This window comes from Microcoleus sp. B5-D4 (genome assembly GCF_036705145.1).
Lineage (GTDB): Bacteria > Cyanobacteriota > Cyanobacteriia > Cyanobacteriales > Microcoleaceae > Microcoleus.
In genome coordinates this window covers 17,579-35,955 of sequence record NZ_JAUBTV010000053.1, presented here as the reverse complement: position 1 = coordinate 35,955, position 18,377 = coordinate 17,579, and the positions used below count along the sequence as shown (strand labels likewise).

The 18,377-nt window shown below is 44.8% G+C and carries 22 protein-coding genes; 11 read left to right on the top strand and 11 right to left on the bottom strand.

From position 1 onward, the window contains the following. Positions 1-44: 44 nt before the first annotated feature. The gene (locus QUB10_RS22210; protein WP_333205447.1) at positions 45-425 is read right to left on the bottom strand and encodes a cytochrome c; all 381 of its coding nucleotides are present in this window, start codon (positions 423-425) and stop codon (positions 45-47) included. Between the two features lie 180 nt (positions 426-605). Between QUB10_RS22210 and petG the strand changes: the two genes are divergently transcribed. Beyond that, a complete protein-coding gene (gene petG, locus QUB10_RS22205) occupies positions 606-725 on the top strand; it encodes a cytochrome b6-f complex subunit V (RefSeq protein WP_006632329.1) in 120 nt (39 codons plus the stop codon). Positions 726-831: 106 nt separating this feature from the next. Here petG and QUB10_RS22200 read toward each other — a convergent pair whose 3' ends face one another. From QUB10_RS22200 to QUB10_RS22160, 9 genes are all read right to left on the bottom strand, one after another. Next, positions 832-1,917, bottom strand: coding sequence for a glycosyltransferase family 1 protein (locus QUB10_RS22200; protein ID WP_333205446.1), 1,086 nt, complete (start codon positions 1,915-1,917; stop codon positions 832-834). A 94-nt stretch (positions 1,918-2,011) separates the two neighbouring features. Beyond that, positions 2,012-3,082 (bottom strand): glycosyltransferase family 1 protein, encoded by a 1,071-nt coding sequence (locus QUB10_RS22195; protein WP_333205445.1) that lies wholly within the window; start codon positions 3,080-3,082, stop codon positions 2,012-2,014. A gap of 314 nt (positions 3,083-3,396) precedes the next feature. Beyond that, on the bottom strand, positions 3,397-5,535 hold the full coding sequence (locus tag QUB10_RS22190; protein ID WP_333205444.1) for a glycosyltransferase: 2,139 nt from the start codon (positions 5,533-5,535) through the stop codon (positions 3,397-3,399). Between the two features lie 237 nt (positions 5,536-5,772). Next, positions 5,773-6,330, bottom strand: a complete 558-nt coding sequence (locus tag QUB10_RS22185; RefSeq protein WP_333156789.1) for a hypothetical protein — start codon at positions 6,328-6,330, stop codon at positions 5,773-5,775. A gap of 240 nt (positions 6,331-6,570) precedes the next feature. After that, positions 6,571-7,644 (bottom strand): glucose-1-phosphate thymidylyltransferase, encoded by a 1,074-nt coding sequence (locus QUB10_RS22180; protein ID WP_333205443.1) that lies wholly within the window; start codon positions 7,642-7,644, stop codon positions 6,571-6,573. Between the two features lie 436 nt (positions 7,645-8,080). Next, complete coding sequence (locus QUB10_RS22175; protein WP_333205442.1) at positions 8,081-8,791, bottom strand: M15 family metallopeptidase; 711 nt, start codon at positions 8,789-8,791, stop codon at positions 8,081-8,083. Between the two features lie 22 nt (positions 8,792-8,813). Further along, on the bottom strand, positions 8,814-9,167 hold the full coding sequence (locus tag QUB10_RS22170; protein ID WP_333205441.1) for a DUF5615 family PIN-like protein: 354 nt from the start codon (positions 9,165-9,167) through the stop codon (positions 8,814-8,816). Beyond that, complete coding sequence (locus QUB10_RS22165) at positions 9,167-9,403, bottom strand: DUF433 domain-containing protein (protein WP_333205440.1); 237 nt, start codon at positions 9,401-9,403, stop codon at positions 9,167-9,169. Before QUB10_RS22165 ends, QUB10_RS22170 begins: the two co-directional genes overlap by 1 nt. A 125-nt stretch (positions 9,404-9,528) precedes the next feature. Beyond that, complete coding sequence (locus QUB10_RS22160; RefSeq protein ID WP_333205439.1) at positions 9,529-10,191, bottom strand: class I SAM-dependent methyltransferase; 663 nt, start codon at positions 10,189-10,191, stop codon at positions 9,529-9,531. Between the two features lie 120 nt (positions 10,192-10,311). On the opposite strand from QUB10_RS22160, the gene QUB10_RS22155 reads away from it, so the two are divergent. Beyond that, positions 10,312-10,578, top strand: coding sequence for a hypothetical protein (locus QUB10_RS22155; RefSeq protein ID WP_333205438.1), 267 nt, complete (start codon positions 10,312-10,314; stop codon positions 10,576-10,578). An 80-nt stretch (positions 10,579-10,658) separates the two neighbouring features. On the opposite strand, the gene QUB10_RS22150 is transcribed toward QUB10_RS22155, so the two are convergent. Then, positions 10,659-11,501: a restriction endonuclease gene (locus QUB10_RS22150; protein WP_333205437.1), complete on the bottom strand. Its 843-nt coding sequence runs from the start codon at positions 11,499-11,501 to the stop codon at positions 10,659-10,661. A 233-nt stretch (positions 11,502-11,734) separates the two neighbouring features. Between QUB10_RS22150 and rpmH the strand changes: the two genes are divergently transcribed. From rpmH to QUB10_RS22105, 9 genes are all read left to right on the top strand, one after another. Then, entirely contained in the window at positions 11,735-11,872 is a 138-nt protein-coding gene (gene rpmH / locus QUB10_RS22145; protein WP_006632320.1) for a 50S ribosomal protein L34, read from the top strand. Positions 11,873-11,914: 42 nt separating this feature from the next. Beyond that, positions 11,915-12,319 carry a ribonuclease P protein component gene (gene rnpA / locus QUB10_RS22140; RefSeq protein ID WP_333205436.1) on the top strand — a complete coding sequence of 135 codons (405 nt, stop codon included), beginning with the start codon at positions 11,915-11,917 and terminating at the stop codon, positions 12,317-12,319. Continuing rightward, positions 12,291-12,683, top strand: coding sequence for a PH domain-containing protein (locus QUB10_RS22135; RefSeq protein ID WP_333106065.1), 393 nt, complete (start codon positions 12,291-12,293; stop codon positions 12,681-12,683). The genes rnpA and QUB10_RS22135 overlap by 29 nt, the downstream gene beginning before the upstream one ends. A 203-nt stretch (positions 12,684-12,886) precedes the next feature. Further along, the gene (gene yidC / locus QUB10_RS22130) at positions 12,887-14,035 is read left to right on the top strand and encodes a membrane protein insertase YidC (RefSeq protein WP_333205435.1); all 1,149 of its coding nucleotides are present in this window, start codon (positions 12,887-12,889) and stop codon (positions 14,033-14,035) included. A gap of 11 nt (positions 14,036-14,046) precedes the next feature. Beyond that, on the top strand, positions 14,047-14,520 hold the full coding sequence (locus QUB10_RS22125) for a R3H domain-containing nucleic acid-binding protein (RefSeq protein ID WP_333205434.1): 474 nt from the start codon (positions 14,047-14,049) through the stop codon (positions 14,518-14,520). A gap of 97 nt (positions 14,521-14,617) precedes the next feature. Next, positions 14,618-15,130, top strand: a complete 513-nt coding sequence (locus QUB10_RS22120; protein ID WP_333205433.1) for a YceD family protein — start codon at positions 14,618-14,620, stop codon at positions 15,128-15,130. Positions 15,131-15,252: 122 nt separating this feature from the next. After that, positions 15,253-16,761: an AAA family ATPase gene (locus QUB10_RS22115; RefSeq protein ID WP_333205432.1), complete on the top strand. Its 1,509-nt coding sequence runs from the start codon at positions 15,253-15,255 to the stop codon at positions 16,759-16,761. 183 nt (positions 16,762-16,944) lie between these two features. Further along, on the top strand, positions 16,945-17,406 hold the full coding sequence (locus QUB10_RS22110; protein WP_333205431.1) for an SH3 domain-containing protein: 462 nt from the start codon (positions 16,945-16,947) through the stop codon (positions 17,404-17,406). 591 nt (positions 17,407-17,997) lie between these two features. Beyond that, positions 17,998-18,174 carry a hypothetical protein gene (locus QUB10_RS22105; protein ID WP_242724391.1) on the top strand — a complete coding sequence of 59 codons (177 nt, stop codon included), beginning with the start codon at positions 17,998-18,000 and terminating at the stop codon, positions 18,172-18,174. The last annotated feature ends 203 nt before the right edge of the window (positions 18,175-18,377 follow it).

The following is an 18,377-nucleotide window of genomic DNA, read 5'->3' as shown; positions in this document are numbered from 1 at the left end:
GTGTCAGCCAAAGAAGGGGAACGAATTCCGTTCCCCTTCTTTGGTCAAATTTGTTCGAGATACTTCAGCAAGTCGGCCATTTCTTGCGGACTCGGTTGAAACTGCGGCATTGGTGGGGTTTGCCCGCTGGTGACTTGCCGGATCAGATCCAATTCGGATTTGCGATCGGAAACTCCGTGCAAGTTGGGCCCGACTTGACTGTCTGAAACGGAGATGTGACAACCCGCACAGTTCATTTGAAAGATGGCGGAACCCTGAAACGGGTTGCCAGTGAGGGATAGGACGCTTTTGACGTAAGGATCGGCTACTTGAAATTGACGTATTGTGATAATTGCCAACATGATGGCAAGCAACACCGCTAGCGCAAATATGGCAAGCCGCTCGATCGGGTTTTTAATTTCATTCCTGGCAAGTTGGTTATTCAAAGGGGTTCAATTAAAAATAGTATCTACAAGAAAATTTATTTCTCATAACATAGCTTAATCGTTCGCAGCGGGGAGAGCAAGGTCTGAGCCCCACGGAAGGCTGCTTTTGGGAAAATTCATCTGTGTAAGTGCTGGTAATATTAAAAATAGGTTGTTAAATCTTAACGTTAAGGAGCTCTCATGGTAGAACCGCTGCTTTCAGGTATTGTTCTGGGTCTAATCTTTGTTACTCTGGCGGGGCTGTTTTTTGCTGCTTATCAGCAGTACAAGCGCGGCGATCAGTTGGGTATCAATAAGTAAAAGGCTTGTAGGGGCGGTGCCTTGAGTGCCCGCCCTGCCTTGAGTGCCCCCCGACTCATCCGTGTATCCGTGTCCAAATCCGTGTTGGGCTATTCGCCTTTGTTTGTTAAAGATATCGATCGAGAATAGCCGCAGTTTCCAAGCCTGTTTTTTCCCAGCTAAATTGTTTGGCTCTGGCTAAACCGAGCTCCCGCAATTGCGATCGAACTTTGGCATCGACTGCAAGCTCTTGCATAGCAGAGGCAATTTCCTCGACGCTGTAGGGGTTGACTAATAAGGCGCCGTCCCCCCCCGCCACTTCGGGCATTGAAGACAGGTTAGAGGTGATGACAGGAGTGCCGCAGGCCATTGCTTCGAGCACGGGGAGCCCGAATCCTTCCCAAAGACTGGGGAAAACCAGGGCGATCGCTTGGTTGATGACTTTGGGTAAGTCGGCTGCGGGGAGGTAATCTAGGAATTTTACTCGATCGACCAATCCCAATTCTTGAACCTGCCTCTTCAGCAGCGGGGTATAGCGTTTGTCTTCCGAACCTGCTATCCACAATTCGTACTCGGAATTATGATGCAAAGCAGCAAAGGCTGCTACAACTCGCTGCACGTTTTTATAAGGATTGTGGCGGCCGATATAAAGAAAATAATTGCTTGTTGGTAAATCTAGAAAACGGAAATAACTGCTATCATATCCAGGGAAAATTGGCGTAATTAAATTATTAGGAATCTTGCAAAAATTAGCGATATCTTTGGCAGTTGATTCAGAGTCACAAATGACGTGTTGAGCCTGCCGCAGCACTTGGGGAATGTAATAGCGGTGGTAAGGTGTCAGAGGATCGAAGCGGCGGGGAAATCGCAGCGCTATCAAGTCATGTACTGTAATTATATAGCGGCAACCTGCAAATAAAGGAGCTTCGGGAATTGGGGAAAATAATAGGTTAGATTTTAGCTGTTTGTAAATTTTGGGGAGTTGGGTTTGTGTCCACAGCAATCGGTTGATGTGTCCTTTGGTTCCTTGTTCTGGTGTTAGGTTGGCGGGAATTTGGTAGCAGTTGTTATGGGGAAATTTTTCCGCTGTTAGTAATGTTGGGTTGAGGGATTTTAGGTGGGGAAATAGGTTTTTGGCGTAGATGGCTAAGCCGGTTGGTTTGGAAATTAGGAAGGAGAGGTTGATGAGCAGGTTGGATTGGGGATTGGGCATGGGATAATATGTAGATTGCGGTTTTTGAGTGGGAGTTTTTTTAACCGCAGAGGGCGCAGAGGACGCAGAGAGGAGAAAGGAAGAGAGGGGAGATTTAAAGGTATTGCTGTAATATGTTGGCGGTTGCTTTTCCGGTTTTGTGCCAGCTAAATTGAGATGATCTGGCTAAACTAGCAGTTTTTAAGTTCGATCGCACTTTTGAATCTGTGGCTACTGTTTGCATGGCTTCGGCTATTTCTGGGACGCTGTAAGGATTGACTAATAATCCGGCATCTCCGGCTACTTCTGGCATTGATGACAGGTTGGATGTGATGACGGGTGTGCCGCAAGCCATTGCTTCTAAAATTGGTAAGCCGAATCCTTCCCAAAGTGTAGGGAAAACTAGGGCGATCGCCTGATTCATCAGTACGGGCAATTGAGAATAGGGAACGTAACCGAGAAATTTTACCAAAGATTGTAAACCTAATTCTTCAACTTGTGCTGTCAACTGCGGCGTGTAGGCATTGGGAGGCCCTGCTAGCCACAATTCGTAGTTTGTGCGATCGGGCAAACTCGCAAATGCAGCAATTAATCTTTCCAAGTTTTTGTAAGGATCGTGTCTGCCGGTATAAAGAAAATAATTTTTGGCGGGCAAGTCGAGATATCTAAAATTAATATTATCGCAAGCTAGGGGAATTGCGGTCATTTTCTTAGACGGAATCTGGAAAAAGTTAGCAACATCTGCCGCCGTTGCTTGAGAATCGCAAATGATGTGTTCTGCTTGCCGCAATACCTGCGGTATGTAGTAGCGGAAATAAGCTGTTAATCGAGAAAACCGTTGGGGAAATCGCAAAGGAATTAAATCGTGAACTGTGACGATGTAGCGACATCTGGAATACAAAGGTGCTTCGGGAATTGGCGAAAATATCAGGGTGGACTGCAATTTTTTGTAAATTTTAGGTAACTCAAACTGAGTCCATAGCAGTCTGTTAATTTGTCCTTTAGGGCCGCGATTCGGTGTCAGAGTTTCGGGAATTTGGTGGCAAGTATAATTGTCAATTTGCTGGGAAGCGAGTAATGTTGGTTCTAGCTGTTGCAGTTGCGGGAAAAGATTAGTGGCATAAGTCCCGATTCCGGTTGGTTCGGGAGTTAAGAAGGACAAATTGATTAACAGTGAATTAGACATGATTTTATCGAACAGAATTTATCCCAATTGTAGGGGCGGGTTTTACCAACAATAATTGCCTAAAACCCATAATCTCCTAAACCCGCCCCACCCAACCAAAATTTATCCCAATTGTAGGGGCGGGTTTTACCAACAATAATTGCCTAAAACCCATAATCTCCTAAACCCGCCCCCACCCAACGAACAATCAAAATTTAGATTTTATGGTTGCACAAAAGTCGGATTTGATGTAAGTTATTGGCGGTGTAGGGGCGGGTTTATATAAATTCTTTGTAATCATTTAATATTGTTGGTAAAACCCGCCCCTACGAAATTTATAGATCGCGCTCCATATCGAGCATTTGAGCTATATCGGCCGGATTTGGCAGCCGAATTGTAGCATACTCTTGGTGAATAATATCAAAAAAACTATTGACTTTTTTCTCAAAATGTGCAAGTCTAAAGTTCTGACTGCGTTGCTGTGCACCAGCTTGAAGTTCTGCTAGCAAATCGGGATTAACAATTAGTTGATGTGAATGCTGGCACAGTTCCTCAACGGTATTGAACAAAAAGCCCGATCGCCCATGTTCGACAATTTCCGGTTGGCCGCCGCCGTTGAAAACAATCGGAGCACAACTGTTTTGCATTGCTTCCACAGTCGCCATCCCGAAATGCTCAAATCTTTGAGGATTGACTTCACCCAAACCGCAGCCGTGCCAAAATATACTTGCTCTAGCATAAAGTGATTTTACCTCATCAAAGTCAACATTTACTTTTAGCTCGATCGCCCTTGAATCTTGCTTCAATAAATTCTGAACAGTCTTTAAATAAGGATTTTTCGGAATGCTACTCCCGGCTAAAATTAGCTGCCATCCTTGAAAATCTTCGGGATAATCTGCTAGCAAACTGCGGAAAGCTTTAATTAGTTCAATTTGCTTTTTTGTTCCCCCAGCTTCAAACTGTCCCACAGCCAAAATTATTTTTTCTTTCGGCACTTTAACTGTTGCCATTTCTATCGGCGGATAAAGCAGAAAAGTTGGCTGTAGGTTCCAGCGTTTCTCCAACCACTTGACGGTAAATTGACTGTTGACAATAATGAAAGTGTAATCATCGACAGCAAAGTGACGGTTGCGGAAGGTATTGGGAAAGTGACAAAAAAATACTGAAATTGGCGACAGTGGTTTAACTTTTTCCAGTTGGTTGGCGTTGATGAAAATATCGTAGTTTTTGCTTTCTCTGGCAATTTCATCAAAGGGATTTTCCATATCCTCCACGATGATGCTGGAATCGATGCACTGCATTCCGCGTTTCTCGTAAAACGCCAAGGGCATAATTTTAATTTTGCATCCTGAAAGGTTGAGTCCGTACCACGATTCTAAGTCGGAAACAGCAACTGGTTTGTTGGCGATAAAAGTAATGTCAAATTCATTTTGTAGCAGCGAGGCGAGGGTAGCGACGTATTTTTGACCGCCACCAATAAAATGTAGCCCGTGATCGTAAATAGCGATCGACATTTTGCGATCGCCCCGAACCACCTGTAACCGAGATAAAATGCGATCGATCTTCATCCGACTGTAAATCACCGCCAACTTTTCCGACAACTGCGGCAATACAGTTTCGATGATTTCTGGTTTCTGATAATCTAGCAGTTTTTTAATCGCTACAAATAAACTCTCGAACAGCAAATCGTACTGCTTGTTAGTAAAAAAATCCGAAGTATGAATTCCTTTGACTAATTGCAACGGTTCATGTTTTGCCAAATACAAAAAACGATTGCGGTTGCAGAAATACTCGGTAAGTTTGCTTCCTTTACTCGAACCCCGATACTCGTGATGGGCGATAGCGGCGGGAGTATAAAGCATTTTCCAACCGCGTTTGTGGCAGCGTTTGGCAAACTCTACATCCTCAAAATACATCACAAAATCTTCATCTATTGGCCCGACATCTTCCAGACATTCTCTCCGAAAAAGCACCGCCGCCCAACAAAGTCCTTCGACTTCCCGTTCTGTATCGTACTGTCCCGCATCTTTTTCGCCAAAGCCGACATCTTGCCAATAAAAATTAGGTAATTGCTGAATACCGGCGCTGTTAATTCGCCCGTCTTTAAACAGCAATTTGCCGCTAGTCGCACCTACTTCTTTATTAGTTTCTAGCCGTTTTACCAGAATCTCTAACCAGCGACTGTCAAGGGTAGCATCGTTATTTAGAAAGCCGATATATTGCCCTTTTGCTTCGCTGATGCCGAGGTTTAGGGCTTTAGCAAAGTTGTTGGCGGAGTTGACAAAAATCCGAACTTTGGGAAATAGTTCGCGCAGGGAATTAACGGAATCGTCTTGAGAACAATTATCAATTACAATTAAATCTAGTTGTTGTTCGGGATACGCAAGTTTTTGTAGAGATTTTAAGCAATCTTTCGTGTGGCGCAGACCGTTATAGTTGACTATAATTAAGGAGCATATTGGCAGTGCAGTCATTCGATTTTAGATTTTAGATTTTAGATTTTAGATTGAGGAATTTAAGGATTGAAGAATTTTTGATTTGGGATTGAATCATTGAAAATTTGAAGGATTGAGGAATTTTCGATTTGGGATTTAGGATTTTAGATTGAGGAATTGAATAATTTTCGATTTTTGATTGAAGCATTGAAGCATTGCTCTCGCGAATAAATCTGGGGCCTTGTGACCAAATTATTTTGGGTCATCTTTGATGCTTTATTTTTGTCGATCGAGCAATTGAGCGGTAATCTTCTCTAAAATAGCAGTATGTTGCTGCTGCACTGCTTTAATTTGCTCTATTTCAGACTGAAAAGTTGCGATCGCTCTTTGTTGAGTCTCAAGCTGTGCTGTAACTTCGGGATATTCGCTGCTGAATTCCGATTCAATTTTTTCAAAGAGAGTTTGTTGATTTTCTTGCAATTTTTGCAACTGTGTGCTTAATGTATGCACGACCCGGGTATTAGCAAAATTGTAAATTACTTGTCGTTCGAGTACCGGTCTGAGCAATTTGCGGACTATTTTCCTAACGACGATGACTGCGGAACCGAGTCGCCTTTGGTAAGAGGTAATGGGGATGTTATAAATGTCGAAACCTGCCTTTAAAAGGGCGATATCTTCGTCATCTTCATTTTGGGCGTGAAGCGAAGCTATCCCGAAGGGAATCGCACTATTTTCTGTTCCCAACAGCGACAACTCAGCAATACCAATTCGCGGCTCCAAAGTTTGCCGCAATTTATGTATTATCTGTTGAGTTGGTATTTCTTCGTACTCCAAACTTTCCTCTCCTTGAGATAACTTACTCTGACTTATTATGGAACAGGCATCTTTGCTGTTTCAATCATTGTAACTAATTGTGAACAGGCATCTTTCCTGTTTCCCTGATTGTAATTAATTGTGGAACAGGCCGGAAAGCCTGTTCCAGGGCGGGCAGGATGCCCAACCCCTACACCCCACAAGAACATTTATCTCTTGTTAAATCAAGATTATTGCTTCCGATATTGGCAATATCTCAATTTAAGTTAACTCAATTTGACTGTCATCACCAATCATAAACCGCAGAGCTTTTGGACGAGCCGGTGCATTGGTGAGTTGAGCTCGCTGCCCGATCACGCTGTCAACAATTCGCTGGTGAATGCCAACTATTTTCGCCCCTTGCAATATTACACTGTGTTCGATATCAGCATCAATCATCGTCACGCGATCGGCAATACTGCTGTAAGGCCCGATAAAGCAGTTTTCAATGCGGCAATTTTCCCCAATTACCACTGGCCCGCGAACTGTAGAATTAATGATTTCCGTTCCTTCTCCTATTTGCACTCGCCCGATAATTTGACTTTTTGCATCTACTGTTAATTCAGTTGAAGCTACGATACGGCTATCTAAAATGATTTGGTTTGCACTCAGCAAATCGTCTTTTTTCCCCGTATCCAGCCACCAACCCTCTAAATTGCAGGCTTCTACGTGTTTTTCCTGATTGATGAGTTGTTGAATAGCGTCTGTAATTTCGAGTTCCCCCCGGGGCGAAGGTTGAATTTGATCGATCGCCTCATGGATAGTAGGAGCAAAAAAGTAAATTCCCACCAGTGCTAAATTTGACGGCGGAACTTTGGGTTTTTCTACTAACTGCAAAACTCTGCCTTTCTCATCAACTTTTGCCACACCGAAAGCAGAGGGATTGGAAACGGGACGCAGCATAATCAGAGCGTCTAGTTTCTGCGTGTTAAAAATCTCTAAAAACGGATCTAACTGATTCTGAATTAAGTTATCTCCCAAATACATAATAAACGGAGAATCGCCCAAAAACGGTCTGGCAACTTTTACCGCGTGAGCGAGCCCTGCCGGCTCTGCTTGCAAGATATAAGTAATTTTCGCACCGAAGCGAGATCCATCTCCTGTTTTCGTCTTCACCTCTTCCCCGGTTTCGGGACTAATAATAATCCCAATATCCGTAATCCCAGCCGCCACAATTCCTTCTATTCCGTACCACAGGATCGGCTTATTTGCTACAGGAACCAACTGCTTAGCACCCGTATAGGTGAGGGGACGCAAGCGTGTTCCTTTACCGCCAGAGAGGATGAGTGCTTTCATTTGGTGAACTCTGAGTTATCCTTTAGGGTTTGCAGTGCTTGCTTGATTTGCCTGCACTTGTTCGCTCTCGTTGATTTTAAACCACCGCTACCCCGCTGGCAATAGTTGGCGTGTCTTCGGATACAACTGATTTATGTCGATCGAACTTTTATAGTCCAGGACGCATAGAGTGTCAATCGATTTTAGATTTTAGATTTTAGATTTTAGATTTTAGAATTAAAGCATTGACTTGCGCGAGATAAATTCGGGGGCTCCTTGATCGGATACAGGTTTTTTATTTCTGGACGGATGAATCACGTGGCGGGTATCCTGGATGCTTTCGGTCAGAAACCAGGTTTATTGCCACAGGAAGCAGTTAAAAGCTGAGGTTTTTTGTCAAAAAACCCGGTTTCTTAAGGTTGCGAGTGCGTCAGTCCAGATCTAATTGCGTACCCTTTTAATAGCGGCCATATCGGGCTATCAATTGACTACCACTATTGTTTTGATTTGTCAACCAAGCCCACATCTGATCGCCCAGACAAAAATGCCACCATTCGTTAGGATGTTGCTGAAAACCCGCAGCTATCATCGCATCTTTTAAGATTTGCCTGCGGCGGTGATATTCCTGTTTTTGCGGCTCCTTGCTATTACAAAAATAATCGGGATAAGAACGTTCTGATATTTCATCAATCGGAGAGCCCATATCAATTCGCCGATTATTTTCATCTAGTAAAGTTATATCTAAAGCTGCACCTGTACTGTGAGGGGGAGGCGTCGCGCGATCGAGGCTCGGTACTGCCCAAAATTGATATACGTGTTCTATAATCACTTGGCGTTTGTCTTCGGAAACCGGAAATTCGCAGCCTTGAGCTATGGCAATTTGATTAAAAGTATAATCTACCATAAATTGCTGCACTTCCACCGGCCGATAAGCGTCAAATATCAGAATTTTCCAATTTTGATGATTTTGCTGTAGCTGGGTTTGAGCGGCGATTAAACTATCTACAACTCCTTGCCGCAAGTAGAAAGGGGAATCTGCTTTGCTGTTGTGATAGGGTGCACCCAACTTTTGATAAGGGTGCGGGATTTCAAAGGCAAAATGTTCTGGTGGAATCGGGACTAAAGGTTCGCCGCATTCGTTAATAGATATTTGGTGATATGGTTTCATATCCAGGTGTCACCCTAATTTATTACTGATGAACTACAATTGTATCGCGATTCATTTCTATCAAGGAATGTTCCTGAAAGAGTTCAGCCAACTGCGGCAAGTTATTCACAAATAAGTCTATAAGTTGGTTATTATTTATGTTGCCTGTAGTCAATATCAACAGCTTGTAAGGTTGCTGCTCGATCATAAATGAATCGAGAAAATCTCTATCTTTGGTGATAACAATTCTGCTTTCTTGGATGGAAAGCAAGTTAATTTCTGAATCGCGAGTTGCATTTCGTCGAGGTAAATCCTTAGTATGAATAGTATCGCAACCAGCAGATTGCAGCACGCGCGCAAGACGTAGTGGTAATTGTGCATCTACCAAAAACTTCATTACACTAATACTCGGTATATGCTTTTCACTTGAGTCAGCCGCGCGGCAAATAGCAAAGCAGCTAGAATATCCTCATTTTCTAAATCGTCATAGTCATCTATAATTTCTTTAGCATTCATACCAGAACTGAGTAATTCAAGAATTAACTCGACTGGATATCGGAGACCGCGAATACAGGGTTTTCCGTGACATATATTGGGATCGAGTGTGATGCGCTGCAAAAGTTGGTTTTCCATATTTTAGGAGCAAATATTAAATAGATCCTAACCTAAAAAGCGTAGCTTTCGATCGGTTTGTAGTAAGGACTTTAGTGCTTTCAATCTCCACCTAAAGTCCTAAAGTCCTTACTGCCCAAAATATCCTAACTTTGGCGGTAAGCAACTACCGCATAAAATGGATCGCCGCTTCCTATTCGCAGCATTTGCATAAAACTCGGCAAGTTAGCCTTGCGAACAATTACTTCCGGCTTGCTAAACCCGGGTATGTTCGCTCCTTTGACAGAATCAAAGTAACCCTTGACTAATTCTACCCGATCGCCCTCAGAACCTTCCCGCCAAGCCACGATCGCCTTTTGATAAAACATCCGGTTGGAAAAGCTCATAATTGCTACGCCACCAGGCTTTAAAATCCGGTGAATCTCGGCAAAAACCGCATCCGGGTGCTGCAAATACTGTACCGAAACGCAGTTGACAACCGCGTCAAACTCTGAATCCGGCAGTGGCAATTTGGGATTTGCGTTCAAATTCTGCACAAAATAATGATTCAGTCTGCGATTCTTTGCCAACTCGTCTTCATTCATGCCGTGCCCTTCAACATGGGCAAATTGCATCTCGTCGGGCAAGTGAGAAACCCAACTGCTCATCATATCAAAAATCCGAGTATTCGGTTTCAGCCGTTCCCGATATAAATCGGTTAGTTGCTGAATAAATCCATCGTCTACGTGCGTTACAAACCGGGGATTGGAATAGAACAAATTGTCGTCGGTGTCGTCTAACTTGGTGCGTTGGTCGGGTGGAAGCAACATAAATTCCGATCGCGAACTAGATTTACTCTTTCTAGTTTAAGAACAATAAGAATTGTTAACATATCCGGCAGAGGGCGGATTCCCGGTTTTAGCGTAGCAGTTGATCGCCAAAAAACCGACTTGCACCCTTTGGGCTTGTGGCAAGAAGACGGTTTGCCGACTTCCAGCATTGGCGACAAACTGCAACAGGTAGGCGGGAGGCTGACAGGCGCGATCGATCGCATGGAAGAAACAGGCCTAGTCCGCCGCGATAGAGACACGCGCATTTGGCGCATTTGGCTGACAGACTCCGGCATACAACAGAGCGGGAAAGACAACGCACAGAGCAAGAGCGACTGGCGAAGGAGCAAGAGCGACTGGCGAAGGAGCAAGTCCAGCAACGTGTAGAACGCTTAGAGGAAATGCTGCGATCGCAAGGTATCGATATTAGGACGTTCCGGTGCAGCGCGGTTGTTATGTCGCGGTTGCTACAATTCAATACCCTTTATGCGATTGTAGTTGTTAATCCACGCAATAATATCATTATAGATTTTGCCTTCTAGATGCCAGCGATGACGTTCAATGAGCGATCTTGCGTCTTTCGTAAAGTCAGTGGTAGTAACAAGAAGAGCTTTAGTTGCTGAGTTGTCAGCCTTTACCCCCAACAGTTCACGAACAGTAGAAACAGTCACGGGATTTCCTGGATCTGGGCGCTTACATTCAATTAGATACCGCAGATTGATCGAATCAACATTTTTGACTGCAATTATGTCCTTGCCACCATCTCGTGTCTGCCCAGTTAACTCAACATCGTACCCAAAACCGTGAAACAATTCAGCAATGAATTCTTCAAAGCGCCGCCTCTCGATCGTTTGTAAAATCTTGGGATGACGAGCAATCTCACGCATTAATTGTTCAGAAATAAAATTAGCGATCGTGATAATTGTATTTGATTGGTCGTCCTCAAAGTCTGCATAAGTAGTATGTGGAACGAAGCCAACATCAAAAGTATAATGGGGTTCTAGATACCAACCATCTGGCTCGCCAAGAATAATCTCAGGTTCAGAAGTATCCCAATTTCCATCATATTTGACGAACGTAACACCACCACAAGAGAGATAAAAGCCCCAATTATATGAACCTGACTCCCACATAACACGCCATAATCGATCGAGACCAATATCATGGGATTGCTTGGGGGAGAGAAGGACACATTCTGCATTGGGATCCTGGCCCCAAGACTTTGCTTTTTCGCAAACAAACGAAAAGAGCTTCTCCTTTGCAGAGAGCAGATCGTACTTAGATAAGTCAAGCTTGGGCGTGTATGGCATTGCAGCTTATTAAAATTTTTCAAGGTCTAAAGCTGAAATTTAGTTGAGAACGACAATGAGCTTTAAAACTACAGCGAGCTGATAACTCTACTTTAACTGCGATCGCAACTTCACTCTTACTCTCAATACATATCAACCCATAAAAACATTATTGCCAACAAAACAACTCTATGGTATACTAGAAGATTGTGAATATTAATCAAAAGTAAAGTAACAAGCCGGGAGAAATCAAAATGACACAGCAAACCCTGCACGGAACCAGCCGCAAAAGAAAAAGAACATCCGGTTTTCGCGCCAGAATGCGTACCGCAACCGGTCGATTGGTAATCAAAGCTCGCCGCAGCAAAGGTCGCCACCGCCTCGCAGTCTAGCACTGCATCCAGGTTGAGAAGCCTCAACGATCGCCCTACGCCATGTTGCCCGATACAAACCGACTTAAGCACCGAAAAGACTTCAACGCCGTATACCGCAAGGGAATGCGCCGTAACTCGGCTCATTTCAGCTTAAGAGCTCTGCGTAAACCAAAAAGCGTCGAATTAAGCAAACCGACAGCCGAGAAATCCTTGCAGCCGACTCGCACAGGCATTTCCATCAGCCTGAAAGTCAGCAAACGCGCTGTAGTTCGCAACCGGATTAAGCGTCAGATTCGGGCAGCTTTGCGACAGCTATTGCCCCGATTAAAATTCGGGTGGGATTTAGTAATTGTCGTGCGTCCGATCGCACAAGAGTGCAATTATGCAGAAATTCTGCAAGAATTAGAGCAGTTGTTGGTAGAAGCCGAGGTACTAGATGGGAATTCGAGAGGAAGTATATTATGAAGGCGGCCCCGCGCCCGGAGACTTGATCCTCAATTTACTCCTGGGGCTGACTGTGGTGGGAATCCCCCTAGCAGTAGGAGCAATTGTCCGGGCTCTGTGGCTGCGGTATCGGATCACGAGCCGCCGAGTGTCCGTAACTAGCGGTTGGATGGGGGGCGAACAGACAGACGTTATCTACTCAGATATAGTCAAAATCGTCACAGTACCTCGCGGTTTCGGGACTTACGGAGACATGGTGCTCACCATGAAAAATGGCAGTCGCTTGGAACTCAGAGCTATGCCGAAATTTCGAGCAATGTATGACTACATTAACGAAAAACTGCCCATAGCCGCTCAAAAAGCAAACGCGGCCCAAGCTAAATAAGCGAACCGCTTCGCCCTCAAATCAGGGTAAAGTGAGTGCGAGTATTAGCAAACTCATTAAAACAAACCCGCAGACCGGGCGGTCGATCGACGGGCAATGTCCTAAGATAGAGACAAAACCCTGAAAAATGAGGCGGCTCGCCTTCAGCGGGTAAAAATAGTTCTCAACAGCAAACATAGAGCACCTAAATTAACTCAAAGCGAATGGATTTCGGTATCTCGTTTCTCTCCAACAACCTCATGCTCCCGATCCTAGATTTTTTCTACGGGATCGTGCCAAGCTACGGTTTAGCGATCGTAGCACTGACGCTCGTGATTCGCTTTGCTCTTTATCCTCTCAACGCAGGCTCTCTTCGCAATATGCGGCGCATGAAAGTAGCGCAGCCATTGATGAAAGAGCGAGTAGATCAAATTCAAAAACTCTATAAAGACAATCCTGCCAAACAGCAGGAGGAAATGAGCAAAGTATACAAAGAATTTGGTAATCCTCTAGCAGGATGCTTCCCCTTGGTGCTGCAAATGCCAGTGCTGTTTGCACTGTTTGCAACGCTCAGGGGTTCGCCGTTTTCTGACATAAATTACAGCGTCAACGTTCAAGTTTTGCCCAAAGAGCAAATCGAAACTGTTCAACCGCAAGCTTTTGCTACACCGCCCCAAAATATTTACGTCACAGGTACTTTTCATGCTCCTGTTGTGGGCGTAATTCCAGGCGGCGACAAACTCGCAGTCGGCGACACAACCAAGATTAATTTTCAAACCCCAGAGGGCAAACCTCTCAAAGTTTTAGCTGCTGAAAATAAGAGCGAAATCGAATTTGAACCCGGCTGGAAAGTCATCAAAGGCGAAGATCTGATAAAGGTAGATGAACAGGGAAACATCACGGCATTAGCGCCCGGTGAAGCCACAGTTCAAGGCACAATCCCCGGATTGGCTAGTAACAAAGGATTCCTGTTTATTGAAGCTCTAGGTCGCGTTGGCGCGATCGACTCAGACGGTACAATCCACTGGGATATTTTGGTAATGATCCTGGGCTTCGGCATCAGTTTGTATATCAACCAAACCCTTTCAGGACAAGCACAAGGGCCAAACGACAACCCCCAACAGGCTACAGTCAACAAACTGACGCCAGTCATATTTTCAGGGATGTTTTTGTTCTTCCCGCTGCCCGCAGGCGTGTTGATGTATATGCTGATTGCTAACATCTTCCAAACAGTTCAATCGTTTATTTTGTCGCGAGAACCGCTGCCAGAAAACCTGCAAAAAATAGTGGACGAAGCAGAGGCGAAAACCCAAAAAGAACAAGGATTAGATGCACTTCCATTTGAACCCAAGCGTTCTAAGAAAAAGGCTTGATTTTAACAACAATGAAAGACTCTCAAATGCAGCGCGGACAGGCATGGTTAGAAGAATTGCTACAACTGTCCGCAATTCCTTCCAAAGTGGTATGCGAACAACGAGAAGATTGCTATTGGATGACAATAGATGAAAGCAATCTGACTAAAGAACAAGTTGCAATCTTAGTCGGGCCAAACGGTAATGTAATAGATGCCATTCAGTACCTCTGTAATACGGTTCAGAATATAGGTCAGGAAGTAGAGGAGTCAATTCCTTATACAGTTGAACTAAATGGCTATCGCATCCGCCGCCAAGAGGAATTGCGCTCGATGGCAGAGTACGCAGCAGATCAAGCCCGATCGACGGGAGTTGAATTTGAACTCAAATCGCTGTCTTCGGCAGAACGCCGTCAAGTCCACAGCTTTTTGAGCGAATGTGAGGATATAGAAACTTACAGTCAAGGACAAGAACCCGATCGGCGTTTGGTAGTGCGGCTGCGCTGACGGTAAATCAGGAAGAAGGAAGAAGGAAGAAGGAAGAAGTTAAAAATTAACTATTCCTTTTGACCTTTGAATTCAAGAAGTAGGAAGGCAAAAGATTATGGAGAGAATTTATATCCCTCATCTACTCACAAAAACTGAGCGGAAAGAGGTCATTGATTTTGAAGAATTTATCCCCGATTTAGAAACTCTTACTCCGGTGCGAGGGCGACTGCAAGTGACTCACCAGGGGAATTATCTTGAGGTGAAGGCCAAAGCAGAAACAATAGTTACTCTCACCTGCCACAGATGCTTGAAACAATACAATCATCGTTTGGCACTTAACTCCTCGGAACTAATCTGGCTCGAAGAAACAGCAAATCAAACAGATTCCAGTTCAGCAGAAATAGAAGTTGCTTTAGAAGATTTGGTGGAAAATTTGTCCCCAGGTGGCTATTTCTCTCCGGGCGATTGGGTGTACGAGCAAATGTGTTTGGAACTGCCGCACAAACAGATATGCGATACTGAATGTCCGGGAATTTCTTTAACTGATGATGCAAATACAGAAAGCTCAGAAACAATCTCAGACAGTCGCTGGGCGTCTCTGGAAGCACTTAAACGGCAATTGCCTTAGTCAGTTGGCAGTGGGCAGTTGGCAGTGGGCAGTTGGCATTAGCTAATAAGAAATAACAAAGAACAAATAACAAATAACCACTGACAACTAACAACTAACAACTAACCACTGACAACTGACTAATGACTATTTTTAGCGACGAGTTTGAACTACTGCTGCGATCGCGCTACCCCCTGATTTACATTCCCACACGGGAAGAAGAGCGCGTAGAATCGGCGATCGCCCAATGCGCCAAAAAACAGGGTTCTCGCGCTGTCTACATCTGGGATTTTGTTGATGGCTACCAAGGCAATCCCAACGATACCGGTTTTGGCAAGCGCAATCCGCTGCAAGCTTTGGAATTTCTCGAAAAATTACCCGCCACCGCGCCGGCAATTTTTATTCTGCGCGACTTTCAGCGGTTTTTGGAAGATGTCTCGATTTCCCGCAAACTGCGGAATTTGGCGAGACTCCTCAAATCTGTACCCAAAAATATTGTCATCGTATCTCCTATAGTTTCGATCCCAGAAGACCTCAGCGAAGTGATGACTGTTTTGGAGTTTCCCCTGCCTGCGGCGGCGGAAATCAAAATTGAGGTGGAAAGACTGTTAGGGGCTACCGGACAAGCGATTGAAGGGCGTTTGCTGGATGAAATGGTGCGCTCCTGTCAAGGGCTGTCGATCGAACGAATCCGCCGAGTTTTGGCAAAGGCGATCGCCACCAGAGGCGAACTCCATTCCGACGACGCGGAACTGATTTTAGAAGAAAAGCGCCAAACAATTCGCCAAACTCAAATTCTGGATTTTTACCCAGCCCGCGAAAATATCTCCGATATCGGCGGTTTGGACAATCTCAAAGAATGGCTGCTGCGGCGCGGCGGTGCTTTTTCCGATCGAGCCCGCCAATACGGTTTGCCGCATCCCAGAGGTTTATTGTTAGTCGGAATTCAAGGAACCGGAAAATCCTTAACAGCAAAGGCGATCGCCCACCACTGGCATTTGCCTTTACTTCGCTTGGATGTCGGGCGTTTGTTTGCCGGATTAGTCGGAGAATCGGAATCCCGCACCAGGCAAATGATTCAGCTAGCCGAAGCTTTGGCCCCCTGCGTGCTGTGGATTGACGAGATTGACAAAGCTTTTGCGGGATTGGACGGTAAAGGGGATTCCGGGACAACCAGCCGGGTGTTCGGGACTTTTATTACTTGGTTGGCAGAAAAAACTTCGCCGGTGTTTGTGGTAGCAACAGCCAACAACATCCAGTCTTTGCCGCCAGAAATGCTGAGAAAAGGCAGGTTTGACGAAATATTTTTTGTGGGTTTGCCCAGCCAGGAGGAACGGCGGGCGATTTTTGAGGTACATTTGTTGCGGTTGCGATCGCACAGCATCAAAAATTACGATTTAGAGCGCTTGGCTTACGAAACTCCCGATTTTTCAGGGGCTGAAATCGAGCAAACTTTGATTGAAGCCATGCACATTGGGTTTAGCCAAAATCGAGACTTTACGACAGATGATATTTTAGAATCAGCTAGTCAGATGGTGCCCTTAGCAAGAACAGCTCAAGAACAAATCCAGTTTCTCCAAGATTGGGCCGCTGCCGGGAAAGCTCGCCTTGCTTCTAGATACGGCAGTCTGAGCCGCCGGATTCAAGGTTAAGCTTTTGAAGTCAGTAGTCAGTAGTTAGTAGCCAGTTGTCAGTTGGCAGCTACCAGATTTTACTCAACATTCAGCAGTCAACACTCAACAATCAACTTTCTTCCTTCTTCCTTCTGCCTTCTGCCTGACATCCGTTACATCCGTTACACAATCCGTTGCCGAACTTCCTTCATTTGCGGTTTTATGAACAGTGTATATAGCGTTTTCAAATTTTTAGTGGGTTTTCTGCTAGCGATCGTCCTGATGGCAGGTGCTAGCGTGGCGGCTGCACTTTACTTTGCGGCTAAGCTAACTACTATCCCCGAAAAACCTGTTTTTTCCAACGACAAAACAGCAGTTCAGGTTGCGGGCGCTGCGCCGAAGTCAACAGCCCAGGCTAGCCCTGTTTCTACATCTAGCGATGCCCCGTCTCCCAAACCGCTGGAACCGGGAGCTTACCGCGCGATGGTGACTCAGCCGATCGGCTTAATTCTCCGGGATACTGGTAGCCGAGACTCGAACCGCATTGGCGGTGTTGGTTACAAGGAAAGAGTCGTAGTTTTGGAAGAGTCGCCCGACAAAGAGTGGCAGCGAATTCGGATTGAGGATGGCAATCGCGAAGGTTGGGTCAAAGGCGGCAATACTGAAAGAATTGAGGGCGAATAAAACTTAGATAGTAATTAGACAAAAAATATAGCCTTTCTCAGTAACATGAGGTGCTCATAGGGCATCGGGCATCCGGCATTGGCCAAACAGGGCATTGGCCAAACAGGGCATCGGGCATCGGACTCGCCCCCATACCTCACAACCCTTGAGAACCGCTATATACTCATCTCATTGTGAGGGCAGCGAAGCAATCGCAGTGTGAAAATTGTTCACCAACGCCGGGTTTTTTCCTGTCTATTGTTGCCCATAGCGATATACACATTTGTAACACAAAGTCAAGTTAAATTTATTTACGATATTTGAGATGGCAGTTTTATGCGCTGAGACTGCGGGTGCGATCGCCCCCTGCAAAATCCTGAATTTGACATAAAAGCCCAGCAGACAAAAGGTTTCAATAGCTAAAAGTCAACAGAAAAACTTGAACAAACATAAGTAAAACTTATGTTGTTCAGGAGAGTATGTTAAGAAAATTAGCAAAATTTTAAGGTTAGTTGCAAAACCCAGGCTGTTGTCACTGGCGCAGAGGCAAGAATGGTAGCTTGGATAACAAGATGTAAGTTTTCAGCTTAACAGCTACCAACAATAAAAAATATGTACGACAAACGTCCCGATCGAGATTTGGCGACTGCTGCTGTTACTGCAGCTTTGGGAGCTGGGGTCGTTACCTCTTTTGCGGTGAGCAGAGGCCAAAACCCGCTAGTAGCCATCGCAATTACTATTTTTGCAGCGGGAGTAGCTGTAATTTGCGATCGGTTCGGCTTAATTTAAGCGATCGTCGATTTTTTAATACACAGTCAACTTACGAGATGTTACACCATTCTCACTAAGCTTTTTATGAACAGGCAAGAAGCCTATTCCACAAGAAAATTCACTCTTTGTGGAACAGGCATCTTGCCTGTTCTTAAGAATGATGCAAGATGTGAGCTTATCAAAAAATCCCCGTTCTATTTGCAACTAGCAAAAGTGGGGAT

Coding starts and splice junctions, on each gene's coding strand:
- QUB10_RS22150 (WP_333205437.1), bottom strand. CDS start 11,501: ATGCCATACACGCCCAAGCTTGACTTATCTAAGTACGATCTGCTCTCT.
- QUB10_RS22125 (WP_333205434.1), top strand. CDS start 14,047: ATGAAAGACTCTCAAATGCAGCGCGGACAGGCATGGTTAGAAGAATTG.
- QUB10_RS22165 (WP_333205440.1), bottom strand. CDS start 9,403: ATGGAAAACCAACTTTTGCAGCGCATCACACTCGATCCCAATATATGT.
- rnpA (WP_333205436.1), top strand. CDS start 11,915: ATGTTGCCCGATACAAACCGACTTAAGCACCGAAAAGACTTCAACGCC.
- QUB10_RS22200 (WP_333205446.1), bottom strand. CDS start 1,917: ATGCCCAATCCCCAATCCAACCTGCTCATCAACCTCTCCTTCCTAATT.
- QUB10_RS22160 (WP_333205439.1), bottom strand. CDS start 10,191: ATGTTGCTTCCACCCGACCAACGCACCAAGTTAGACGACACCGACGAC.
- QUB10_RS22120 (WP_333205433.1), top strand. CDS start 14,618: ATGGAGAGAATTTATATCCCTCATCTACTCACAAAAACTGAGCGGAAA.
- QUB10_RS22180 (WP_333205443.1), bottom strand. CDS start 7,644: ATGAAAGCACTCATCCTCTCTGGCGGTAAAGGAACACGCTTGCGTCCC.
- QUB10_RS22135 (WP_333106065.1), top strand. CDS start 12,291: ATGGGAATTCGAGAGGAAGTATATTATGAAGGCGGCCCCGCGCCCGGA.
- QUB10_RS22195 (WP_333205445.1), bottom strand. CDS start 3,082: ATGTCTAATTCACTGTTAATCAATTTGTCCTTCTTAACTCCCGAACCA.
- petG (WP_006632329.1), top strand. CDS start 606: ATGGTAGAACCGCTGCTTTCAGGTATTGTTCTGGGTCTAATCTTTGTT.
- rpmH (WP_006632320.1), top strand. CDS start 11,735: ATGACACAGCAAACCCTGCACGGAACCAGCCGCAAAAGAAAAAGAACA.
- QUB10_RS22175 (WP_333205442.1), bottom strand. CDS start 8,791: ATGAAACCATATCACCAAATATCTATTAACGAATGCGGCGAACCTTTA.
- QUB10_RS22105 (WP_242724391.1), top strand. CDS start 17,998: ATGTACGACAAACGTCCCGATCGAGATTTGGCGACTGCTGCTGTTACT.
- QUB10_RS22110 (WP_333205431.1), top strand. CDS start 16,945: ATGAACAGTGTATATAGCGTTTTCAAATTTTTAGTGGGTTTTCTGCTA.
- yidC (WP_333205435.1), top strand. CDS start 12,887: ATGGATTTCGGTATCTCGTTTCTCTCCAACAACCTCATGCTCCCGATC.
- QUB10_RS22190 (WP_333205444.1), bottom strand. CDS start 5,535: ATGACTGCACTGCCAATATGCTCCTTAATTATAGTCAACTATAACGGT.
- QUB10_RS22115 (WP_333205432.1), top strand. CDS start 15,253: ATGACTATTTTTAGCGACGAGTTTGAACTACTGCTGCGATCGCGCTAC.
- QUB10_RS22170 (WP_333205441.1), bottom strand. CDS start 9,167: ATGAAGTTTTTGGTAGATGCACAATTACCACTACGTCTTGCGCGCGTG.